The following is a 20,587-nucleotide window of genomic DNA, read 5'->3' on the forward strand; positions in this document are numbered from 1 at the left end:
CCGGTGCTCAGCGCTGTGCGGTCGGGACCTCGGCCCCGGTGCGCTGGCCGGGCACCGCGGCCAGCCGCTCCGTCACCCGTGCCCGGTGCTCCCGGGCCTCCGCGCTCAGCGCCCGCACGGCCTCGTTGAAGCGCTCCTGCGAGGTCGGCTCCGCCGGGCCCAGCAGACGCAGCTTCAACTCGGCTCGCGCCTCGGCCAGGCCGTCGTGCTCCGGGTGCCGGACCGTCTCCAGCAGGCCCGGCACCCCGGCGGCGTCCGGCGTCAGCACCGTCGCCGCCACCACCGTCGGGAACGCCGTACGGAAGGCCTCCTCGGACAGCCCGCTGGTGTTGGCCACCGCGTATGGCTTCTCGCTCGCCAGGAAGTCGCTGATCACGCTCGACACATCGCTGATCAGCAGGTCGGACACGTTGAAGCAGGAGTACAGCGTCGGCCGGGCGTCCGTGACGATCTGGTGCTCACCCGCCGGCAGCGAGGCCCAGTACGCCTCCTCCCACGCGGTCGTCGCCCGCGCCACCGCCTCTGCGCGGCCCGGCTCCGGCGCCGACTGCACCAGCATCCGTTCCACGGTGTCGGCTCCGGACCGGAAGACCGACGTGGTGAGCCGTTCCAGCTCGGCGGTGCGGCGGGCCAGTTCCGCGCCGTCGGAGGGGCGCGTTCCCGCCCGCTCCCGGTTGGCCGCCCGGATGAGCTCCCGGATCCGCAGATCGGCCGCGCCGGCGCGCGGGTCCACCGAGCCCGTCAGCGGATGCGGCTTGTACAGCAGCCGCACGCCCGGGTCGGCGAGCAGTGCCCGCACCAAGTTCTCCCCGGCCGCGATGACCGACGTGTTGCCGGGGTTGCCGTCCCAGCCCTCCCAGGTCGGCGCGTACAGCACGGTCGTCCAGGGGCCGGCCGGCGGCCCCGCGTAGGGCAGTATGCCGTCCAGCTGCGGGCGGCCCGTCTCCACCACGTCCTTGTCCTCGACCCCGACCTCGGCCAGCGCGTACCGCTCGCGGGCGGCGGGTCCGGCCACCCACACCTCGTCGTACGCCTTGGCGTACGGGTTGCACGAGGACAGCTTGTCGCTCTCGCCGTGGTTGACGAAGGTGTGCCTGATGGTGGGGATGCGCAGCACCTGGGAGGTCTTGCCGGAGTTCGACGGGTGGATGAGGACCTGCAGCGTGGAGTGCTCAAGGCGCATCAGCGTCGACACCTTCGGCAGGCACACGATCGGGATGTCGGTCGCCGCGATCTTCTGCACCATGAACCGCTCGCGCAGGATGATGACCGGCCTGCCGTCGATGCCGGCGAGCGGCTCCAGCCACATGTTCGCCTGGTAGGCCGAGGCGGCGCCGCCGGAGAAGTACAGACCGACGGTCGGCCGGTACGCGGCCAGCCATGCGTCGAACCACTCCAGCACCTCCTGCTCGTCCGCCGGACGACGGCCCGGCAGCAGGCGGAGCAGCAGCGCTCCGAGGCCGGTCAGGCCGAGGGCGAGGGAGAGCGCGATGCCCGCCGCCGCGTACACCGGACGGTCGCCCGGCGTGCCGGCCAGCAGCCCGGCCGTCGCCGGCAGGCCGAACACCAGCAGCCGGTGGCCGGGGCGGCGCAGCAGCACGGACGGGGCCGGGGACAGCCGCAGAGCCGAGGCGTCGATGTTGCGGGTCAGCACCGGCAGGGTGCGGGTGCGGCGCACCAGCACGGAAACCGCCTGGATCGCGCAGTGCAGCACGTAGCAGACGAGCAGCCCGGCCATCAGCGGCGCGTACACCGTCTCCCGGTCCTGCTCGCCCAGCCGCAGCAGGGCCACGACCAGCAGCAGGTCCCGTACGACCTGGCGCACGGTGATGTCCGCGTGCGACTTCGCGAACAGCGACAGCACCCCGCGCTGCCACCGGTACAGGACACCTTCGGTGGCCAGGGAGACGATCGTCGCGGCGAGCAGCAGCGGGACGTCGGGCAGCAGCGCCGCGACCGCCTGGGCGGCGAACGCGGCGGCCAGGACGACGGTGACCAGCCCCTTGAGGAGGGTCTGCTGGCGGGGGAGAGGTACGGGCACTGCGGTCACTCCAGGAGCGTCGGGTCGGCGCAGGTCGGCCGTCCGGGTTAACGCGCGGCGGCCTCCCGACGACACGCGCGTGTCGCCGGGGCGTGGGGGCGGGGGCCGTATGGCGTGTCGTCGGACCGTAGCGGAAGATCCTGTTCCTGTCGTGGGGTGGGCCCGGAAGAAGCAGAAGGTCGGTTTCCGGCCAGGGGTGGAGCAGTGTCGGGGGGATGGTGATCGGCGCCCTGGTGTGGGGCCGAGGGGCTGCGCGATCGATGTTCCGCCGGGGGTTGTCGGGGGATGGGTGATCGGCCGCGGGTCCTCGGAGCGAGGAACGGCTGATCGGTTTTCGGTCATGGGCCCGGGGCGAAGGGACGGCTGATCGGTTTTCGGTCGTGTGTAAGCCGAGGGGCGGGGCATCAACTCCCCGGCGTGGCGGGCCGAGGAGGCGGTGAAGCGGCTCCGGCCCCGCTGCGGGACCGCGGGAGGGCGCGGGTGCTCCCGTGACACGGACGGCACCGTCCGTAGCGTGGACCGCCGCCGCACGCGGTCCGGCCGTCCCGTAGATTTCCTGGTGAGGGAGCGAATCGACGCGAGGGGACGGACGGCGACGTGGCAGGGGCAAGGCAGGCCGTGGGCGAGGCCCGCAGGATCGTCGTCAAAGTCGGGTCCTCCTCGCTGACCACCGCCTCGGGCGGCCTGGACGCGGACCGCGTGGACGCGCTGGTCGACGTCCTCGCCAAGGTCCGCAGCGGAGGAGAACGCGAGATCGTCCTGGTCTCCTCGGGCGCCATCGCCGCCGGTCTCGCCCCGCTCGGCCTGCGCCGCCGCCCCAAGGACCTGGCCCGCCAGCAGGCAGCCGCCAGCGTCGGCCAGGGCCTGCTGGTCGCCCGCTACACCGCCTCCTTCGCCCGCTACGGCGTCCGCGTCGGGCAGGTCCTGCTGACCTCCGACGACATGAGCCGCCGCTCGCACCACCGCAACGCCTCGCGCACCCTCGACAAGCTCCTCGCGATGGGCGCCTTCCCGATCGTCAACGAGAACGACACCGTCGCCACCGACGAGATCCGCTTCGGCGACAACGACCGCCTCGCCGCCCTGGTCGCCCACCTCGTCCACGCCGACCTTCTGGTCCTGCTGTCCGACGTGGACGGCGTCTACGACGGGGACCCCGCCAAGCCCGGCACCTCCCGCATCGGCGAGGTGCGCGACCCCTCCGACCTCGCCGACGTCGAGATCGGCAGCGCGGGCAAGGCCGGTGTCGGCACCGGAGGCATGGTCACCAAGGTCGAGGCAGCCCGGATCGCGGCCGCCGCCGGTGTCCCCGTCGTCCTGACCAGCGCCGTCCACGCCGCCGACGCCCTGACCGGCCAGGACACCGGCACCTTCTTCCACCCCACCGGCAAGCGCTCCGCCGACCGGCTGCTGTGGCTCCAGCACGCCTCCACCCCGCAGGGCGCGCTGACCCTGGACGACGGCGCCGTGCAGGCCGTCGTGGACCGCCGCAAGTCGCTGCTGCCGGCCGGTATCGCCGCCGTCGAGGGCGAGTTCAGCGCCGGCGACCCGGTCGAGCTGCGGGACGGTACGGGTCACGCGGTGGCCCGGGGGGTCGTCAACTTCGATGCCAAGGAGATCCCCCGGCTGATCGGCCGTTCCACCCGGGAGCTGGCCCGCGAACTCGGACCGGCGTACGAACGCGAGGTCGTACACAGGGACGACCTGGTGGTCCTGCACCCCTAATGTGTCGAAACGTCCGCCCCCGGTGGTGGACGTTCCGCAAAACCGCCACGCGATCCCTTGCGGCCTGCTCAACTTTGTCTCGGGGAACTGTTCCGCAGCAGCGCCACTGTGCAAAGGAGGCCGTCGTGAGACGAGTGCGCCCGGGGACTCAGGCGTCCCGCGGTGGTGCCGGCTCCCGCGCGGCCGGCGAGGAGCGCGCCCTGACCAGCGTCGCGGCCGGCGACCGGTTCGAGGGCGAGGAACCCGTGGACATCCCACGCCTGTGGCACGTCACCCTCAGCGTCTCCGGCAAGGAGGCCCCGCTCCCGGAGGTCCGCCGTGCCCTGGAGCAGCTCGCCCACGACCACCCCTTCTTCCTGACCAGCCGGTACGCGGTGGACCACGCGGAGATCCGCTACTGGGAGGAGGCCCGCGACCTGCACGACGCGGCCGCCGTCGCCCTGCGCCTGTGGGGCGAGCACCGGCAGACCGCCGGGCTGCCGCCCTGGGAGATCGTCGGCCTGGAGGTCATCGACCGCGCCACCTACCACCAGCGCGTCGCCGAGGGGTACGGTCCGCCGCCGGCGTCCCCGGTCGGCGTCCACCCGTTTTGACCCGTTCCACGAAGTGTCTCGCGCTGTGGAACGAACGATGAACCGAGCCGCCCGGCGCACTACCCTTCCCTCATGACCACGCTCTCTCCGTACGACTCCATGTCCCCGGTCACCGAGGCCGCCTATCGCGCCAAGGCCGCCGCCGCGAGCCTCGCGCCACTGCCCCGGGCCGAGAAGGACGACGCGCTGCTCGCCATCGCGGACGCGCTGGAGGTCCGTGCGAGCGAGATCGTCGAGGCCAACGCCGAGGACGTCGCCAGGGCCCGCGAGGCCGGCATCAGCGAGGGCATGATCGACCGGCTCACGCTCACCCCCGAGCGGATCCGCGCCATCGCCTCCGACGTGCGCGACGTGGCCGCGCTGCCCGACCCCGTCGGCGAGGTCGTGCGCGGCTCCACGCTGCCCAACGGCATCGACCTGCGCCAGGTCCGCGTACCGCTCGGCGTCGTCGGCATCATCTACGAGGGCCGGCCGAACGTCACCGTCGACGCCGCCGCCCTCTGCCTGAAGTCGGGCAACGCGGTCCTGCTGCGCGGCTCCTCCTCGGCGTACCGGTCCAACACCGCCCTCGTGCGCGTCCTGCGCGACGCCGTCGGCGGGGCCGGACTGCCCGCCGACGCCGTCCAGCTCGTCCCCGGCGAGAGCCGTGACAGCGTGCGCGAGCTGATGCGCGCCCGCGGCCTGGTCGACGTCCTCATCCCGCGTGGCGGCGCCTCATTGATCAACACGGTCGTGAAGGAGTCCGTCGTCCCGGTCATCGAGACCGGCACCGGCAACTGCCACGTCTACGTCGACGCGCAGGCCGACCTCGACATGGCCGTCGAGATCCTGATCAACTCCAAGGCCCACCGGGTCGGCGTCTGCAACGCCGCCGAGACCCTCCTGGTCCACCAGGACATCGCCGCCGAGTTCCTGCCCCGCGCCCTGGACGCCCTCGCGGAGGCCGGGGTCACCGTCCACGCCGACGAGCGCGTGCAGGCCCACGCCAAGGACTCCAAGGCCACCGTCGTCGAGGCGACCGCCGAGGACTGGGAGACCGAGTACCTGTCCTACGACATCGCCGCCGCGGTCGTGGACTCGCTGGACAAGGCCGTCGAGCACATCCGGCTGTGGACCTCCGGCCACACCGAGGCCATCGTCACGACCTCCCAGCAGGCCGCCCGCCGCTTCACCCAGCTGGTCGACTCCACCACCGTCGCCGTGAACGCCTCCACCCGCTTCACCGACGGCGGCCAGTTCGGCTTCGGCGCCGAGATCGGCATCTCCACCCAGAAGCTGCACTCCCGTGGCCCCATGGGCCTTCCGGAACTGACCAGCACGAAGTACATCGTCACCGGGGACGGGCACGTACGGCGCTGAGCCGCGCCCCGCGCGGAGCACGGGCATGCGCGGGGGCGCATGCCCGTGCGCACTCACCCGAATGGCGCAGAAGCGCACGGGAGGTGTGTCCTGCGGGGCGTGCGCCGTACGGCGCCCCTGGGAAGCGTCTCGACCAGTGGATGAATTTCCATACCGTCTGCCCAAATTGACCCCCCCGGTCTACTCTGGATCCGTGCCGGAGGACGTGGGGGGCACGCCGTTTCCGGACGGCCGGGAGCCCGACGACGACCACGACCGCGGGGTGTCGGACGAAGAGTTCGCCTCCGTGGTCTTCGACGAGGCCTTCGTACGCGCGGCCGTGGTGCACGAGCCGACCGCCGTGGAGCGCCTCCTGGCCGCCGCCCAGGCCAGAGCCGAAGCCTCCGAGGCCGAGGCGCGCCGCGCCCACAGCAGAGGCGAGCGCTACGACGACGGGTACGGCCCGGACCGGCGGGGCGTCTTCGGTCCTGACCCCGGCCTCGACGACCTCGACGACCCCGACGTCCTCGAGGACCACTACGGCGACACCGGACCGTACTCCAGACAGGTGCGCTGGCACCGCCCCGTCGCCTGGCTGCTCGCCCTCGTGATGGGGGTCGGCATGGTCGCCCTGGCCTTCACGGCGGTCTACCGCGGTGCCTCCTCCGAGCGTGAGGAGCCGGCGCCGCCGCCCGCCTCGACCGGGCTGGAACAGGGCAGCGCGGCGGCCCCCTCGGCGTCCGCCGAACACTCCCCGCCGGCCATCTCGGTGATCCCCCGCAGCCCCTGACCGGAACCCGCCCATCTTGGTGAGAACCTGTCAGAACTTGTGGAGCAGCCGGGCGTTTACCCGAGCTTCCCGCGACCTACCCTGAAGATATGGGCGGGCCTGGAAACCCACCTGAGGGGACTCCAGAGGGCGCCCCCGGAGGTGGAGAGGACGAGTACCGATCCGTCGTGTTCGACGAGTCGTTCGTCCGTGCTGCGCGCCTCCAGGAGTTCTCCGCGCAGGAGCGCATCGACGACCACGCCCCCGCGGTCCGGCGCCGCCCGCCGCTGCGCCGGGGCCTGTCCCGGCAGGCTCTGGTCCTCGTCCTGCTGATCGCGGTCGCCTTCGGCACGGCGATCTACATGGGCGTACGGCACCCCTACCAGACCCCGGCCGCCCAGGAGCCGGTCGAGCCCCTGCGGATGACCGTCATCCCGCTCGCCCCCGAGGGCAAGGTGCCCGGTGCGGCAGACCCCGCCTACCTGTACGAGCACAGCCCCGCCGCACAGTTCCGGACCGGAGCGGAGGGGGTGCCCCTACCCGCCTCGCGGCGCACCGCGCACTTCTCGGACAGCCAGGTCGTGAGCGCCCTGACCACCGCCAAGGACTACATCGTCCGCTCGGCCCTGGACCCCGAGGTCCTCACGGGCGGTGAGGTGCGCGCCGTCCGCGTGCTGCTCGACCCCGACCAGCTGGACCAGTTCGACCAGAGCTTCGCCCGCCCCACCGCCGACGGACGCCACGCGCCCACCGGCTGGCTGGTGCGCTTCGACCCCTCACGCGCCGAGCTCGCCGACCGGAAGGTCCGGGTCCAGGGCACGCTGCAGGCCGCCGAGGCCGACGCGTCGACGCTGGAGGTCACCGCCGACCACACGTTCGTGTACGCGCTGCGGGCGGCCGGAGGCGGCGACAAGGACGAGGTGTCGCTGTTCACCCTCCGGCGCGAGCTGCACTTCCGCTTCGACCGCGACGACCTGCGGCTGCACCAGGCCCAGCTCCTGGTCTCCTACGTCCAGGCCGGCCCTCTGTCCTGCGCCGAGGACTCCACGAACCACCTCCGGCCGCTCCTGGCCGGCCAGACGGCCAAGGAGGGCGGTCCCGCGGGCACCGACCCCTACGCCACGGGCGGCGCCACGGCCCTGTGCGGCACCCTGGCGACGAGCGCGCAGCCGAAGGTGTGAGGTCCTCCTGGTGTGGTGCCTGGTGCCGTTGCTGCCACGGCACTAGCGCTCGTCTCGCGGCGGCTGGTCGTCCCCCGAGGAGTCCGACGGGCCCGACGCGTCCGTGCCGGGGCTCTGAGGCGGCTTCGGGGGCGTGGTCGTGAAGCCGTTGAAGCCGCGGCGGACCCGGTCGCCCAGGTCGCCGGCGCCGCCCGCGAGGTCCGTGACCAGCTTCATCAGCGGGTCCTTGGAGTTCTTCACGTGGGAGGTGTAGTGGCTCGCCGAATCCCGCCAGGAGTCCCGGACCGAGGTGTCCTTGTCCTCGTCACGCCGCGCGTAGTGGCCGTCCATGATCCGCTGGTAGTCCCGCGACTCCGCCCACTTCTTCAGTTCGGCGGCCCGCACGGTGGTGAAGGGGTGGGAGCGGGGCAGCACGTTCAGGATCTTCAGCACGGAGTCGCGCAGGTCGCCCCCGGCCTCGTACTCCTCGGCCTGGGCCAGGAAGGCGTCCACGTTCATCTCGTGCAGGTGGTTGCCGCCCGCGATCTTCATCAGACCCCTCATCGAGGCCTGCAGGTCCTGCCCGACCAGCAGCCCCGCGCGGTCCGCGCTCAGCTCCGACTTGCGGAACCACTCCCGCAGCCCGGTCACGATCGCCATGATCGCCAGATTGCCCAGGGGGATCCAGGCGACCCGGACGGCGAGGCTCGTCAGGAACAGCAGGATCGTCCGGTAGACGGAGTGCCCGGACAGCGCGTGCCCCACCTCGTGTCCGACGACCGCCCGCATCTCCTCCTCGTCGAGCAGCTCGACGAGACCGGTCGTGACGACGATGATCGGCTCGTCCAGGCCGATGCACATCGCGTTGGGCTGCGGGTCCTGGTTCACGTACATCGGCGGGACCTTCTCCAGGTCCAGGATGTAGCAGGCGTCCCGCAGCATCACGTTCAGGTGGGCGAACTGCTGGTCCGAGACACGCACCGAGTCGGACAGGAACAGCAGCCGCAGACTGCGCTCGGGCAGCAGACCGCTGAGCGCCTTGAACACCGTGTCGAACCCACTCAGCTTGCGCAGGGCCACCAGGGCGGAACGGTCGGCCGGGTGCTCGTACGTACGCGAGGAGATCCCCGGGAAGCGCCTGCGCTGCCTGCTCGGCACGCGCTCGTGCCCGTGGTGCTCATGGCCGTCGGACATGTCTTCCCCCATGCGTCTGGTCTGACCTTTGCGGCCCCTTGTGCGGCCTTTTGCCTCCCCGAGGCAGGGCCCAGCCTAGGCGGAGTTACGGTGGTCGGGCAGTACAGCGAAGGAGACCACCGTCATGCAGCACCACCCCGCCACCGCCTGGCTCGCCGAGGCCGCGAGCGCCGCCGAGGGGGAGGGGCCGGGGTTGCTGCGGATCGTGCTGATCGTGATGATCCTGGGCTGTGCGCTGACCGCCTGGTTCCTGCTGCGTGGCTACAGACGCAAGGACGACTGAGGCCACGCGAAGGTTCCCCGACGGGCCCCGGGACCGGCCCCGGCGGCGGCACGTGGGAGCGCCCGGGGCACGAACAAGCGGAGTCGGGGTGATCGCGGAACGGGCGCCCGCTTACGATGAGCCGACGTCTTTAACCCGCCCTCACGCGATAGGTCCTGCCGAAGATGAGCTTCCACAGCACCGCTGCCCAGTTGGTCACCCTCGCCGCCGAGGGCGAGGAGCACGGCGGAAACCACGAGAGCCTCAGCCCGTACCTCACCGGCGGCGGCGCGCTCTTCATCCTGCTGCTCCTGCTGTGGATCACCACCCGCTTCAACCGCGACCGCTGAGACCGGCGGGGCATCCCGCCGAGGATGCCCGGGGGACCACGGGGGCGGCCGGAGCCCTCAGGCAGGGCCGGTAGGGTCTGCACGCATGGGAGAGCAGGACATGCCTACCGGTCCGGCGAACGAGACGCCGCACGACCCGGCACAGGAGACGGCGAGCGGCACCGAGCGACACTCGGCGCCCCGCCGTGCCTCCGCGACGGCCCCTCGCACCGGCGCCACCGGAGAAGGCGTTTCACCGCGGGGCAAGCGCCGGCTCGGCGTCATGGGCGGCACTTTCGACCCGATCCACCACGGGCACCTGGTGGCGGCCAGCGAGGTCGCCGCGGCGTTCCACCTCGACGAGGTGGTCTTCGTCCCGACCGGCCAGCCCTGGCAGAAGAGCCACCGCAGCGTCTCCCCGGCGGAGGACCGCTACCTGATGACGGTCATCGCGACCGCCGAGAACCCGCAGTTCTCCGTGAGCCGCATCGACATCGACCGCGGCGGCCCCACGTACACCGTGGACACCCTGCGCGACCTGCGCGCACTCAACCCGGACACGGACCTGTTCTTCATCACCGGCGCCGACGCCCTCGCCCAGATCCTCACCTGGCGGGACAGCGAGGAGCTGTTCTCCCTGGCGCATTTCATCGGGGCGACCCGGCCGGGCCACCACCTGGACGACTCCGGACTCCCCGAGGGCGGTGTCTCGCTGGTGGAGGTTCCCGCCCTGGCCATCTCCTCCACCGACTGCCGCGCGAGAGTCGCCAAGGGCGATCCGATCTGGTACCTGGTGCCGGACGGCGTCGTGCGCTATATCGACAAGCGCGAGCTGTACCGCGGCGAGTGAGCCGAGAGGGGCACCGGTGAACGACCGATACGACGCGGGGGCCGCGGACCACGGCGCCGACCAGTACGAACTCGTCGGCTACGACGAGTACGGCCGGCCCGTCTACCGGCAGGTCCAGGGCGCGCAGCAGACGTACGACCCGTATGCCCAGCAGCACCAGCAGGGCTACGGCTACGACCCGTACGCGCAGACGGCGCAGCAGCCCCCGTCCGCCTACGGCTACGGCACGGGCGCACAGCCCGCCACCGACTACGGCTCCTACGACCCGTACGGCACCGCGACCCAGCAGGGCGGCCCCGCGCACGACCCCTACGGCCGGGCCACCGCCGCCGATGCCACCGGCCGGCAGCCCCGTGTCGCGGAACAGGCGGCCCAGCAGACCGCCCACATCCCGCAGCAGGCCGGTCCGGTCCACGACCAGGAGACTCCCGACGAGCCGCAACGGGAGTACCACACGGAGCAGTTCGCCTTCGTCGAGGAGCCGGACGCCAACTCCGAAGACGTCATCGACTGGCTCAAGTTCACCGAGAACCGCACGGAACGCCGCGAGGAGGCCCGGCGGCGGGCCCGCAGCCGGATCGTCGCCCTGGCGGTCGTCCTCGCGCTCGTAGCGGCCGGCGGCGTCGGCTGGCTCTGGTACGCGGGCAAGCTGCCCGGAGTGTCCTCCGAGGACTCCAAGGCGGGCTCGGCGACGGCCGCGGGCGCCCAGAAGCGCGACGTGATCGTCGTCCACCTGCACGACACCAAGGGCGGTGGCACCTCCACGGCCCTGCTCGTCGACAACACCACCACCGAGCGGGGCACGACCGTCCTGCTGCCCAACTCCCTCGCCCTGACCAGCGACGACGGCACCACGACGACGCTCGCCAAGTCGGTCGAGGACGACGGCTCCGACGGCACCCGCGACGCGCTCGACACGGTCCTCGGCACCGACATCGAGGGCACCTGGCGCCTGGACACGCCCTACCTGCAGAACCTCGTCGACCTCGTCGGCAACATCGACGTCGACACCGACACCGACGTCCCCGACCCGGCAGCCAAGAAGAAGGGCGAGGCCCCGCTGGTCAACAAGGGCCCGGACCAGACGCTCAGCGGCAAGATGGCGGTCGCCTACGCCACCTACCGCGCTCCCGGTGAGGCCCAGAACGCCCAGCTGGAGCGTTTCGGGCAGGTCATGCAGGGCGTCCTGCGCAAGATGTCCTCCGATCCGAAGGCCGCCACGACCACCATCCAGACCCTGGCGCAGATCCTGGACCCGTCCCTCACCGACAACGACCTCGGCACCTTCCTGGCCGGGCTCTCCGACCTCGCCAAGGGCGGCGACCTCAAGACCGACCTGCTGCCCGTCCGGAACGACGGCACGCTCAGCGCCCAGGCGAGCGCCGGGGTCGTCAAGAACGTCCTCGGAGGCACCGCCAAGAGCCCCGACAAGGACGCCGCCGTCAGCGTCTCCGTCCAGAACGCCACCGGCGTCGAGGACAACACCGAAAAGGCCCGTGTCGTGCTCCTCAACGGCGGCTTCACCTTCCTGGAGGGCGGCACCGGCACCGCCCGCGCCACCTCCCGGGTCGTGTACGCCGACGCGGCCGACAAGGCGAACGCCGCCGAGGTCGCCAAGACCCTGGGCCTGCCCGCGGGCTCGGTCGGCAAGGGCAAGATCTCCGCGAGTGCCGACGTCTCCGTGGTGCTCGGCCAGGACTACAAGCCGTCCGCCGGCTAGGTCCTGGGAGCGCGCTCTCCACGTGATCGCCGTTTATCGCGTGGGGGGCCCGCGGCGGTCCGTGAGACCCTTGGTGTCAAGTGTCCGCCGACCGAAAGCCTTGCAGTGACCGTGACCGACCGCTCTCACGAGCTGATCAACACCGCCGCCCAGGCGGCCGCCGACAAGCTGGCCCACGACATCGTCGCCTACGACGTCAGCGACGTGCTGTCCATCACGGACGCCTTCCTGCTGGCCTCCGCGCCCAACGACCGCCAGGTCAAGGCGATCGTCGACGCGATCGAGGAGCGCCTCTCGAAGGAACTCGACGCCAAGCCGGTGCGCCGCGAGGGTGACCGCGAGGCCCGCTGGGTGCTGCTCGACTACGTCGACATCGTCGTCCACGTCCAGCACAGCGAGGAGCGCGTCTTCTACGCCCTCGAGCGGCTGTGGAAGGACTGCCCCGAGCTCGACCTGCCCGAGGAGGCCAAGGCCACCCGTGGCAAGGCCGAGGAGCACGCCAAGCTGCGGGCCGCCGAGGAGGAGGCGGAACTGGACGGTGACTGGCGGTGACATCCCCTGAGGTGTCCGCCAAGAAGGGCCGTGGCCGTCGCATCATCCTCTGGCGGCACGGCCAGACCTCGTGGAACGTGGAGCGCCGCTTCCAGGGCACCACGGACGTCGAGCTGACCGAGACCGGCCTCGCCCAGGCCCGCCGTGCCGCCCGGCTGCTCGTCTCTCTGAAGCCGGACGCCATGGTCGCCTCCGACCTGCGTCGCGCAGCCGCCACGGCCGCCGAGCTCGCCACGCTCACCGGTCTCGACGTCACCCACGACGAGGGGCTGCGGGAGACCTACGCGGGCGTCTGGCAGGGCCTGACGCACGAGGAGATCATCGCCCGGTACGGCGAGGAGTACGCCGCGTGGAAGCGCGGCGAGCCGGTGCGCCGTGGTGGCGGCGAACTGGAGACCGAGGTCGCCGACCGCGCGGCCCCGGTGGTGCTCCGGCACGCCGAGAAGCTCCCCGAGGACGGCACGCTCGTCGTGGTCAGTCACGGCGGCACGATCCGCACCACCATCGGCCGCCTGCTGGGTCTCGACCCCCGCAACTGGGAGAGCCTCGGCGGACTCTCCAACTGCTGCTGGTCCGTGCTCGGCGAAGGCGCCCGTGGCTGGCGTCTGCTGGAGCACAACGCCGGCACTCTGCCCGAACCGGTGCTCGGCGACGACGACTGACCCCGGATTTCACTTTCCGGCAGGTCGCAGGCTAAAGTTCTTCTTGTTCGCCCCGCCAGCGGGGAAGGACAGAGGGGCTATAGCTCAGTTGGTAGAGCGCCTGCATGGCATGCAGGAGGTCAGGAGTTCAATTCTCCTTAGCTCCACGACAAGATCCCGTTCCCGGTGTGGGGGCGGGATTTTTCGTGCTCCGGCTTGAGTCACTCGGGCTCGCTGAGGCGTATACCTCTACGGCCCCGCCGGGTGGCGTGTCCGGACTGGTACTGAGGCGTCGCTGACCGTATTGGCCCGGCCGTGGCAGAATCAAACGGCCGGAAGGGGGCGCGGCCCGACGGGAGGAGTAAGCGATGCCTGCGAGCATCCTCGAGGAGGTCGACCACCTCCTCGAAGCAGCGTTCACACGGGACATGTCCACCCGACTCAGCTGCCCTTCCTGCGGTTCCGCGCACGTGGCCCAGATGCTCGGCGACAACGGCGGGATCTCCTACGTGTGCACGGCCTGCGGCCACAGCTGGAGCTGATCGATGGGTGCACACAGGCGGAAGTGCGACTGGTGCGGCAGCGGGACTCCGATCGTCCGCGACATGGAGCCGCTCAATCCCGACTACCAGTACTGGTGCGAGGAATGCGCGCGGGCGCTGATCATAAAAGGCGACCCGATCGAGACGTACCGCGAGTTGGAGGGCGAGCCGATCTACGGCCGGCTCCTGGAGGAGCACTGCACGCTCAAGCGGTTCTATTCGTTCGTCACGGCCTGACGCCCGACGCCCCGGGAGCGTCATAACGGTCATATCGGACAAGGTGAAACCGATTTGGTGTTGGGCCCTCAGGGCCAGTAATGTTGGCGTCGCCGCCGGGGAAACCGGGCGGAACACAGCAAGGGGCTATAGCTCAGTTGGTAGAGCGCCTGCATGGCATGCAGGAGGTCAGGAGTTCAATTCTCCTTAGCTCCACAGCAGATGAGAAGGCGGGCCATCCGATCGGATGGCCCGCCTTCTTGTCGTTCCCGTCGCGCCCGTCGTGCGTATGCGAACGGCGGGCCTCCCGGAAGGGAAGCCCGCCGTTGCGTCCGCTCAGCGGCCGAGGGCGCGGCGGCCGCGGCCCTGGGAGAGGACCGGGAGGTTGCGGGACGGCGCGCCCGCTCCGCCCGACTCCTCGATGCGCAGGGCCAGCGCCGGGCAGCGGCGCACCGCGCGTAGAGCCTTGGCCTCGGCGTAGCGCGGTACCTGAGCCTGCGCCACGGTCGGGAAGCCGTCCGCGCCCAGCTGGAACACCTCCGGGAGGATGTCCGCGCACAGGCCGTGGCCCCGGCACAGCGTCCAGTCGACGTAGATCTTCTGACGGCTCGGGCCGTTCTCCTCGGACTCGCCGCCGCCCGGGATGCCCGTAGGGGCCCTGCCGCCCTCGAAGAGCGGCAGAACGCCCTCCACGGGCCGTCCGCAGCCGTTGCCGAGGACGTGGGCGGCCAGGTCGTCGGTGAAGGCCTTGATGGTCGACTCGATGAACATCGCGGAGCCGTCCGGGTGCGAGCACGCGCCGCGCCGCTTCACGTTCTTGGCGACCTGCTTGAGCGCCTCCAGGGCCGCGGGGCCGCCGCCGTTGAGGATGTCCTCCAGACCGCGCGCGGCGGCCGGCAACCCGAGGTAGCAGGGGCCGCACTGGCCCGCGCTCTCCTCCGCCAGCCACTGCGCCACCCGCAGCGACTCGCCCAGCGGGCAGGTCTCCTGAGTGATCGGCAGAATCGCGCCGGCGCCGAGCGCGCCGCCCACCGCGTCGAGGGAGTTGCGGGAGACGACCGCCTCGTTGACCGTCGCCGCGTCGATCCACTTGCCGTGGTAGCCGCCCGTGAGCACGCCCTGCGGCACCGGCGGCGCGCCGGCGAGCTGCAGGACGTAGCGCAGCGGCACGCCCGTCGGGACCTCGATCACCATGGGGCGGGCGACCGCACCGGAGACCGTGAGCATGACGGTGCCCGGCTCGTCGTACAGGCCGGTGTTGCCGTAGCGCTCGGGGCCGATGCGGGCGGCGATCGCCAGCTGGGCGAAGGTCTCGGCGTTGGAGAGCAGGGTGGGTGCGCCGCCGACGCCGTTCTGAGAGGCGCTGACCTTGCGGCCGGGCGGGACGGCCGGGCCGCCGTCGATCGAGCGGATCAGCGACGCGGCGGCGCCGGTGACCATACGGACCGGATTGCGCTGGACCCGCGCGCGCAGCGCCGACCGGCGGCCGTTGCTGAGGCCGCGTTCGGCGAGCGCGGCCTCCATGGAGCGCTGGGTCGACTCACGGGTGACCCCCACCACGAGCGTGCGGGCACCCAGGGCCTCGGCGCACAGCAGGGCGCCGTCCAGGATGAGGTGTGGGGCACGGTTGATCAGCACCGTGTCCTTGCGGCAGGCCGGCTCGTCCTCGCTTCCGTTCACGACGACGACCGGCCGGACGCCGCGCTTGATCGCCGCTTCGGCGACCGAGCGCAGCTTCTTGTGGAAGGGGAAGCCCGCGCCGCCGCGGCCCTTCAGGTTGATGCGTTCGGCGAGCTGCGCGAGCTGCTCACCGCCCATCGGCTCGAGCGGCCCGTGCACCTTGAGGTGCATGGGCAGATCGAGCCGATCGACAAGGTCGAAACCCGACGTGAGCTGGGGAAGACCGACCACGCGGACTTCGGGTACGTCGGGCAGGGCCTCGTTCACTTAAAGCCTCCGGAAGGCGTGTTCCAAGGTTCGCCCGATCCCGGTGCGTCGAAGTCGTAGGACGCACCGGGACGTGTGTCAGTGGCGGGACCGCTGTTGTACGTGTCGTTCGGGTAGTACGTGTCGAAGGCGGCGTTCGTCTCACCCGTGTCGTACACGTCACTCGATCCGTAACCGGCGGCGCCTGGATTGCCATAGGCCGGGATGCTTTGTCCGGTGTCCTGCAGGGGGTCGTAGGGCGGGATGTTGAAGCCCGTGTCCTGGAGCGGGTCGTAGGCGGACGGCGGCGCCTCGCCGACCGGCGGCGGGGATGGGATCGGCCAGTTGCCCGAGGTGCTGGAGGGGCCGTCCACGGTCGGGAAGGTCTCGGTGGGCTGCATGTCCAGCGGCAACTGCATGCTGGTGGTCGGCCCGGGCGCGAAGGCCTGCTGGCCCTGCGGCGGGCCCGAGACGGCCCGGTAGGCGGCGGCGAAGCCGTTCGCGGGCTCCTTGGCCGCGGGGCGTTCCGCCTTCTCGTACAGCGGCCCCGACGGGGACGCCGCGGCGCGCGCCGACGCTCCCCGGCCCTCCTGGTCGCCGCGCCCGAAGCCGCCGGCCGCCCGGGCCCGGCTCTCCTCCAGGTCCCTGCGGCCCAGACCCTCGCCGGGTCCGATCATCGACGCGATCTTGTCGGCGAACCGGCGCTTGACCTGGCGCGGAGCAGCGCGCAGGGCGAGCGCTCCGGCCACGCCGGCCAGGGCCAGGCAGTACAGGATGAGGAAGATCGGCTTGGCCGCGCGACCCGCGTAGAGTCCGTGGACCAGGGCGGCGCACCAGGCCGGGTAGGCCAGCATGTGCATGGCCCGCCAGCGGGCCGCGACGGGCGCGGGGGAGGCGAAGCGGTTGCGCAGCACGCCGGTGATGCCCACGAAGATCATGAGCATGCCGGCCAGGGTGCCCAGGCCGATCAGGAAGGACCTGCCCGCGACCAGTTCGTCGTCGGTGAACAGCAGCCCGAAGGGGATCACCGCGGCGACCCACGAGGTGTGGGACAGGGCCAGCTTCACCCCGATGTGCACCAGCAGGAAGGCGATCGAGGCGACGGCCGTGGTCCGGTGCACGGCCTGCGCCAGGATGCGGCGGCGGGTGTCGAGGAGCACTCGGTCCTGGGCGACCAGCCCCCAGATCACCGAGCACGTCAGGGACACGAGGGACAGCACGCCCGCACCGAAGTTGAGGAACTCGGCGAACGAGTCGTCTGCCGTGGAGTCGTAGGGGTTCACGACAAGCCTCCCCACGTCCCGGCGGCCGGGGGTAGGGAGGCGTTACTGCGATGAGGGTTCATGGGGGCAACTCCGAGCGGTTCGGGAAAGCAGCGGTCCCGCTGCCGAACTCTAAGCGGAGTCATACCGATCAGTACGAGGTTTGAGTTATTGCGTTGTTATCAAAGGACAATATGGCTGCGGCGATGTCCCTTAGCGGCTGTTACGCGAAGTAACTATTGACCAAGGTTCAGCATTTCGGACGCCGGATCGCCCCTCCACAGCGCGTCGCGGCACGCTGAGAGCCTGCGGTACCCTAGCGCCATGCGTGCCGTACGCCTTCTGCTTAGCGGGCCGCGCTGATCAGTCCCGGCCACCGGAGAAGTCGAGTGGCCGGCATCGGCGCGGCGTCCCCTCCTGTGTGAGGGGATTTTTCGTTTCTCGAACCAGACAGCCGCAGGCAGAGACGATCGATGGAGCTTTGAGGATCATGAGCGAGACGAACCCCGCCGCCGCCTCCGAGGTGGCGGCGCCGCACCGCTACACGGCCGCCATGGCTGCCGAGATCGAGGCACGCTGGCAGGACTTCTGGGACGCCGACGGCACCTACGCCGCGCCCAACCCCACGGGTGACCTGGCCGGTGACCGGGAGATCGCCGCCCGCCCCAAGAAGTTCATCATGGACATGTTCCCGTACCCCTCCGGTGCGGGCCTGCACGTCGGCCACCCCCTGGGCTACATCGCCACGGACGTCTTCGCGCGCTTCCAGCGGATGACCGGCCACAACGTCCTGCACACCCTGGGCTTCGACGCCTTCGGCCTGCCCGCCGAGCAGTACGCGGTGCAGACCGGCACGCACCCGCGCGTGTCCACCGAGGCCAACATGGAGAACATGAAGTCCCAGCTGCGCCGGCTGGGACTGGGCCACGACAAGCGCCGGTCGTTCGCCACGATCGACCCGGACTACTACAAGTGGACCCAGTGGATCTTCCTGCAGATCTTCAACTCCTGGTACGACCACGACGCCCGCCGGGCCCGCCCGATCGCCGAGCTGGTCGCCGAGTTCGAGTCCGGTGAGCGGCCCGTACCCGGGCACACACGCGCGTGGAGCGAGCTGAGCGCCGCCGAGAGGGCCGACGTCCTGGGCGAGTTCCGCCTGGCCTACGCCTCCGACGCGCCGGTCAACTGGTGCCCCGGGCTGGGCACCGTGCTGGCCAACGAGGAGGTCACCGCCGAGGGCCGCTCCGAGCGCGGCAACTTCCCGGTCTTCAAGGCCAAGCTGCGCCAGTGGAACATGCGCATCACGGCCTACGCCGACCGGCTGCTGGAGGACCTGGACGCGCTGGACTGGCCCGAGGCCATCAAGCTGCAGCAGCGCAACTGGATCGGCCGCTCCGAGGGCGCCCGCGTCGACTTCCCCATCGACGGCGAGCGCATCACGGTCTTCACCACCCGCCCCGACACCCTGTTCGGAGCCACCTACATGGTGCTGGCGCCCGAGCACCCGCTGGTCGAGAAGTTCACCCCCGCCGCCTGGCCGGAGGGCACCCACGAGATGTGGACCGGCGGCCACGCCACCCCCGCCGAGGCCGTCGCCGCCTACCGCGCCCAGGCCGCGTCCAAGTCCGACGTGGAGCGCCAGGCCGAGGCCAAGGACAAGACGGGTGTCTTCATCGGCGCGTACGCGACCAACCCGGTCAACGGCGAGCAGGTCCCGGTCTTCATCGCCGACTACGTGCTGATGGGGTACGGCACCGGCGCGATCATGGCCGTGCCGGCCGGCGACCAGCGCGACTTCGAGTTCGCCCGCGCGTTCGAGCTGCCGGTCCACTGCGTCGTCGAGCCGACCGACGACCGCGGCACGGACACCTCGACCTGGGAGAACGCCTTCTCGTCGCACGACGCGAAGATCATCAACTCTTCGAACGACCAGGTCAGCCTGGACGGCCTGGACGTCGCCGAGGCCAAGGCGCGCATCACCGAATGGCTGGAAAGCGCGGGCTTCGGCGAGGGCACCGTCAACTTCCGGCTGCGCGACTGGCTGTTCAGCCGTCAGCGCTACTGGGGCGAGCCCTTCCCGATCGTCTACGACGAGGACGGCATCGCCCACGCGCTGCCCGAGTCGATGCTGCCGCTGGAGCTGCCCGAGGTCGAGGACTACAGCCCCCGCACCTTCGACCCGGACGACGCCGACACCCAGCCCGAGACGCCGCTGTCGCGCAACGAGGACTGGGTGAACGTCACGCTGGACCTGGGCGACGGCCGCGGCCCGCGCCCGTACCGGCGCGAGACCAACACCATGCCCAACTGGGCCGGTTCCTGCTGGTACGAACTGCGTTACCTGGACCCGCACAACTCCGAGAAGCTGGTCGACCCCGAGATCGAGCGGTACTGGATGGGCCCGCGCGAGGGCATGCCGCACGGCGGTGTCGACCTGTACGTCGGCGGCGCCGAGCACGCCGTGCTGCACCTGCTGTACGCGCGCTTCTGGTCCAAGGTCCTGTACGACCTGGGACACGTCTCCTCCGCCGAGCCGTTCCACAAGCTGTTCAACCAGGGCATGATCCAGGCCTACGTCTACCGCGACAGCCGCGGCATCGCGGTGCCGGCCGCCGAGGTCGAAGAGCGCGACGGCGCCTACTGGTACCAGGGCGAGAAGGTCTCCCGGCTGCTGGGCAAGATGGGCAAGTCCCTGAAGAACGCGGTCACTCCGGACGAGATCTGCGCCGAGTACGGAGCCGACACGCTGCGCCTGTACGAGATGGCCATGGGCCCGCTGGACGTCTCCCGTCCCTGGGACACGCGCGCGGTGGTCGGTCAGTTCCGGCTGCTGCAGCGGCTGTGGCGCAACATCGTCGACGAGGCGACCGGCGAGGTGACCGTCGTCGACGCCGAGCCCGATGAGGAGACGCTGCGCGCCCTGCACAAGGCGATCGACGGGGTCCGCGGCGACCTGGAGGGCATGCGGTTCAACACCGCCATCGCCAAGGTCACCGAGCTGAACAACCATCTGACCAAGGCGGGCGGCGCCGTGCCGCGCTCGGTCGCCGAGCCGCTGGTGCTGATGGTCGCGCCGCTGGCCCCGCACATCGCCGAGGAACTGTGGCGCAGGCTGGGGCACACGGACTCGGTGGTGCACCGGGAGTTCCCGGTGGCCGACCCGGCCTACGTGGTCGACGAGACCGTGACCTGTGTCGTGCAGATCAAGGGCAAGGTCAAGGCGCGGCTGGAGGTCGCGCCGTCGATCTCCGACGAGGAACTGGAGAAGGCCGCGCTGGCGGACGAGAAGGTCGTCGCAGCGCTGGGCGGCGCCGGGATCCGGAAGGTGATCGTGCGCGCGCCGAAGCTGGTGAACATCGTTCCGGCCTAGCGAGCAGGGCGTGAGGGCCGCTCTCGGGGTGGTCCCCTACGGGCAGGTTCGGGGTTTTTCTGGAACTCCGGACCTGCCCGTTGCGTTTACCGTGGAA

General features: G+C 71.2%; 18 protein-coding genes and 2 tRNA genes. 16 read left to right on the forward strand and 4 right to left on the reverse strand.

The window, feature by feature from the left end:
* Positions 1-7: 7 nt before the first annotated feature.
* A complete protein-coding gene (locus ADK65_RS07910; protein ID WP_420708981.1) occupies positions 8-2,050 on the reverse strand; it encodes a hypothetical protein in 2,043 nt (680 codons plus the stop codon).
* A 609-nt stretch (positions 2,051-2,659) separates the two neighbouring features.
* Here ADK65_RS07910 and proB point away from each other — a divergent pair.
* From proB to ADK65_RS07935, 5 genes are all read left to right on the forward strand, one after another.
* Entirely contained in the window at positions 2,660-3,766 is a 1,107-nt protein-coding gene (gene proB / locus ADK65_RS07915) for a glutamate 5-kinase (RefSeq protein ID WP_053669084.1), read from the forward strand.
* A 134-nt stretch (positions 3,767-3,900) separates the two neighbouring features.
* Entirely contained in the window at positions 3,901-4,359 is a 459-nt protein-coding gene (locus tag ADK65_RS07920) for a hypothetical protein (protein ID WP_053669086.1), read from the forward strand.
* A gap of 72 nt (positions 4,360-4,431) precedes the next feature.
* A complete protein-coding gene (locus ADK65_RS07925; protein ID WP_053669088.1) occupies positions 4,432-5,718 on the forward strand; it encodes a glutamate-5-semialdehyde dehydrogenase in 1,287 nt (428 codons plus the stop codon).
* Between the two features lie 166 nt (positions 5,719-5,884).
* Positions 5,885-6,487: a hypothetical protein gene (locus tag ADK65_RS07930; RefSeq protein WP_053669090.1), complete on the forward strand. Its 603-nt coding sequence runs from the start codon at positions 5,885-5,887 to the stop codon at positions 6,485-6,487.
* 89 nt (positions 6,488-6,576) lie between these two features.
* Positions 6,577-7,647 (forward strand): hypothetical protein, encoded by a 1,071-nt coding sequence (locus tag ADK65_RS07935; protein WP_053669092.1) that lies wholly within the window; start codon positions 6,577-6,579, stop codon positions 7,645-7,647.
* Between the two features lie 42 nt (positions 7,648-7,689).
* Here the strand turns inward: ADK65_RS07935 and ADK65_RS07940 are convergent, their stop codons facing one another.
* Positions 7,690-8,820 (reverse strand): M48 family metalloprotease, encoded by a 1,131-nt coding sequence (locus tag ADK65_RS07940; RefSeq protein ID WP_053669094.1) that lies wholly within the window; start codon positions 8,818-8,820, stop codon positions 7,690-7,692.
* Between the two features lie 124 nt (positions 8,821-8,944).
* On the opposite strand from ADK65_RS07940, the gene ADK65_RS38760 reads away from it, so the two are divergent.
* From ADK65_RS38760 to ADK65_RS07975, 10 genes are all read left to right on the forward strand, one after another.
* Positions 8,945-9,103 carry a hypothetical protein gene (locus ADK65_RS38760; RefSeq protein ID WP_199825586.1) on the forward strand — a complete coding sequence of 53 codons (159 nt, stop codon included), beginning with the start codon at positions 8,945-8,947 and terminating at the stop codon, positions 9,101-9,103.
* 164 nt (positions 9,104-9,267) lie between these two features.
* Complete coding sequence (locus ADK65_RS38765) at positions 9,268-9,432, forward strand: hypothetical protein (protein WP_003990192.1); 165 nt, start codon at positions 9,268-9,270, stop codon at positions 9,430-9,432.
* Between the two features lie 85 nt (positions 9,433-9,517).
* A complete protein-coding gene (gene nadD / locus ADK65_RS07945; RefSeq protein WP_053669096.1) occupies positions 9,518-10,261 on the forward strand; it encodes a nicotinate-nucleotide adenylyltransferase in 744 nt (247 codons plus the stop codon).
* Positions 10,262-10,277: 16 nt separating this feature from the next.
* Positions 10,278-11,981: a LytR C-terminal domain-containing protein gene (locus tag ADK65_RS07950; protein ID WP_053669097.1), complete on the forward strand. Its 1,704-nt coding sequence runs from the start codon at positions 10,278-10,280 to the stop codon at positions 11,979-11,981.
* Between the two features lie 105 nt (positions 11,982-12,086).
* Complete coding sequence (rsfS, locus tag ADK65_RS07955) at positions 12,087-12,533, forward strand: ribosome silencing factor (RefSeq protein ID WP_053669099.1); 447 nt, start codon at positions 12,087-12,089, stop codon at positions 12,531-12,533.
* Positions 12,524-13,195, forward strand: a complete 672-nt coding sequence (locus tag ADK65_RS07960; protein ID WP_053669101.1) for a histidine phosphatase family protein — start codon at positions 12,524-12,526, stop codon at positions 13,193-13,195. The genes rsfS and ADK65_RS07960 overlap by 10 nt, the downstream gene beginning before the upstream one ends.
* Before the next feature lie 73 nt (positions 13,196-13,268).
* Positions 13,269-13,341 (forward strand) — tRNA-Ala (locus ADK65_RS07965).
* Between the two features lie 201 nt (positions 13,342-13,542).
* On the forward strand, positions 13,543-13,716 hold the full coding sequence (locus ADK65_RS37945; RefSeq protein WP_104780615.1) for a hypothetical protein: 174 nt from the start codon (positions 13,543-13,545) through the stop codon (positions 13,714-13,716).
* Between the two features lie 3 nt (positions 13,717-13,719).
* The gene (locus ADK65_RS07970) at positions 13,720-13,953 is read left to right on the forward strand and encodes a hypothetical protein (RefSeq protein WP_019523121.1); all 234 of its coding nucleotides are present in this window, start codon (positions 13,720-13,722) and stop codon (positions 13,951-13,953) included.
* Positions 13,954-14,075: 122 nt separating this feature from the next.
* A tRNA-Ala gene (locus ADK65_RS07975) sits at positions 14,076-14,148 on the forward strand.
* 120 nt (positions 14,149-14,268) lie between these two features.
* Here the strand turns inward: ADK65_RS07975 and ADK65_RS07980 are convergent.
* Positions 14,269-15,879, reverse strand: coding sequence for an NADH-quinone oxidoreductase subunit NuoF family protein (locus ADK65_RS07980; protein ID WP_053669104.1), 1,611 nt, complete (start codon positions 15,877-15,879; stop codon positions 14,269-14,271).
* Entirely contained in the window at positions 15,876-17,141 is a 1,266-nt protein-coding gene (locus ADK65_RS07985) for a ferric reductase-like transmembrane domain-containing protein (RefSeq protein WP_053669106.1), read from the reverse strand. Before ADK65_RS07985 ends, ADK65_RS07980 begins: the two co-directional genes overlap by 4 nt.
* A 469-nt stretch (positions 17,142-17,610) precedes the next feature.
* Here ADK65_RS07985 and leuS point away from each other — a divergent pair, with 469 nt between their 5' ends.
* On the forward strand, positions 17,611-20,490 hold the full coding sequence (gene leuS / locus ADK65_RS07990) for a leucine--tRNA ligase (RefSeq protein WP_053669108.1): 2,880 nt from the start codon (positions 17,611-17,613) through the stop codon (positions 20,488-20,490).
* Positions 20,491-20,587: the final 97 nt, after the last annotated feature.

The organism is Streptomyces sp. NRRL B-1140 (genome assembly GCF_001280065.1).
In the GTDB taxonomy this organism is placed as follows: domain Bacteria; phylum Actinomycetota; class Actinomycetes; order Streptomycetales; family Streptomycetaceae; genus Streptomyces.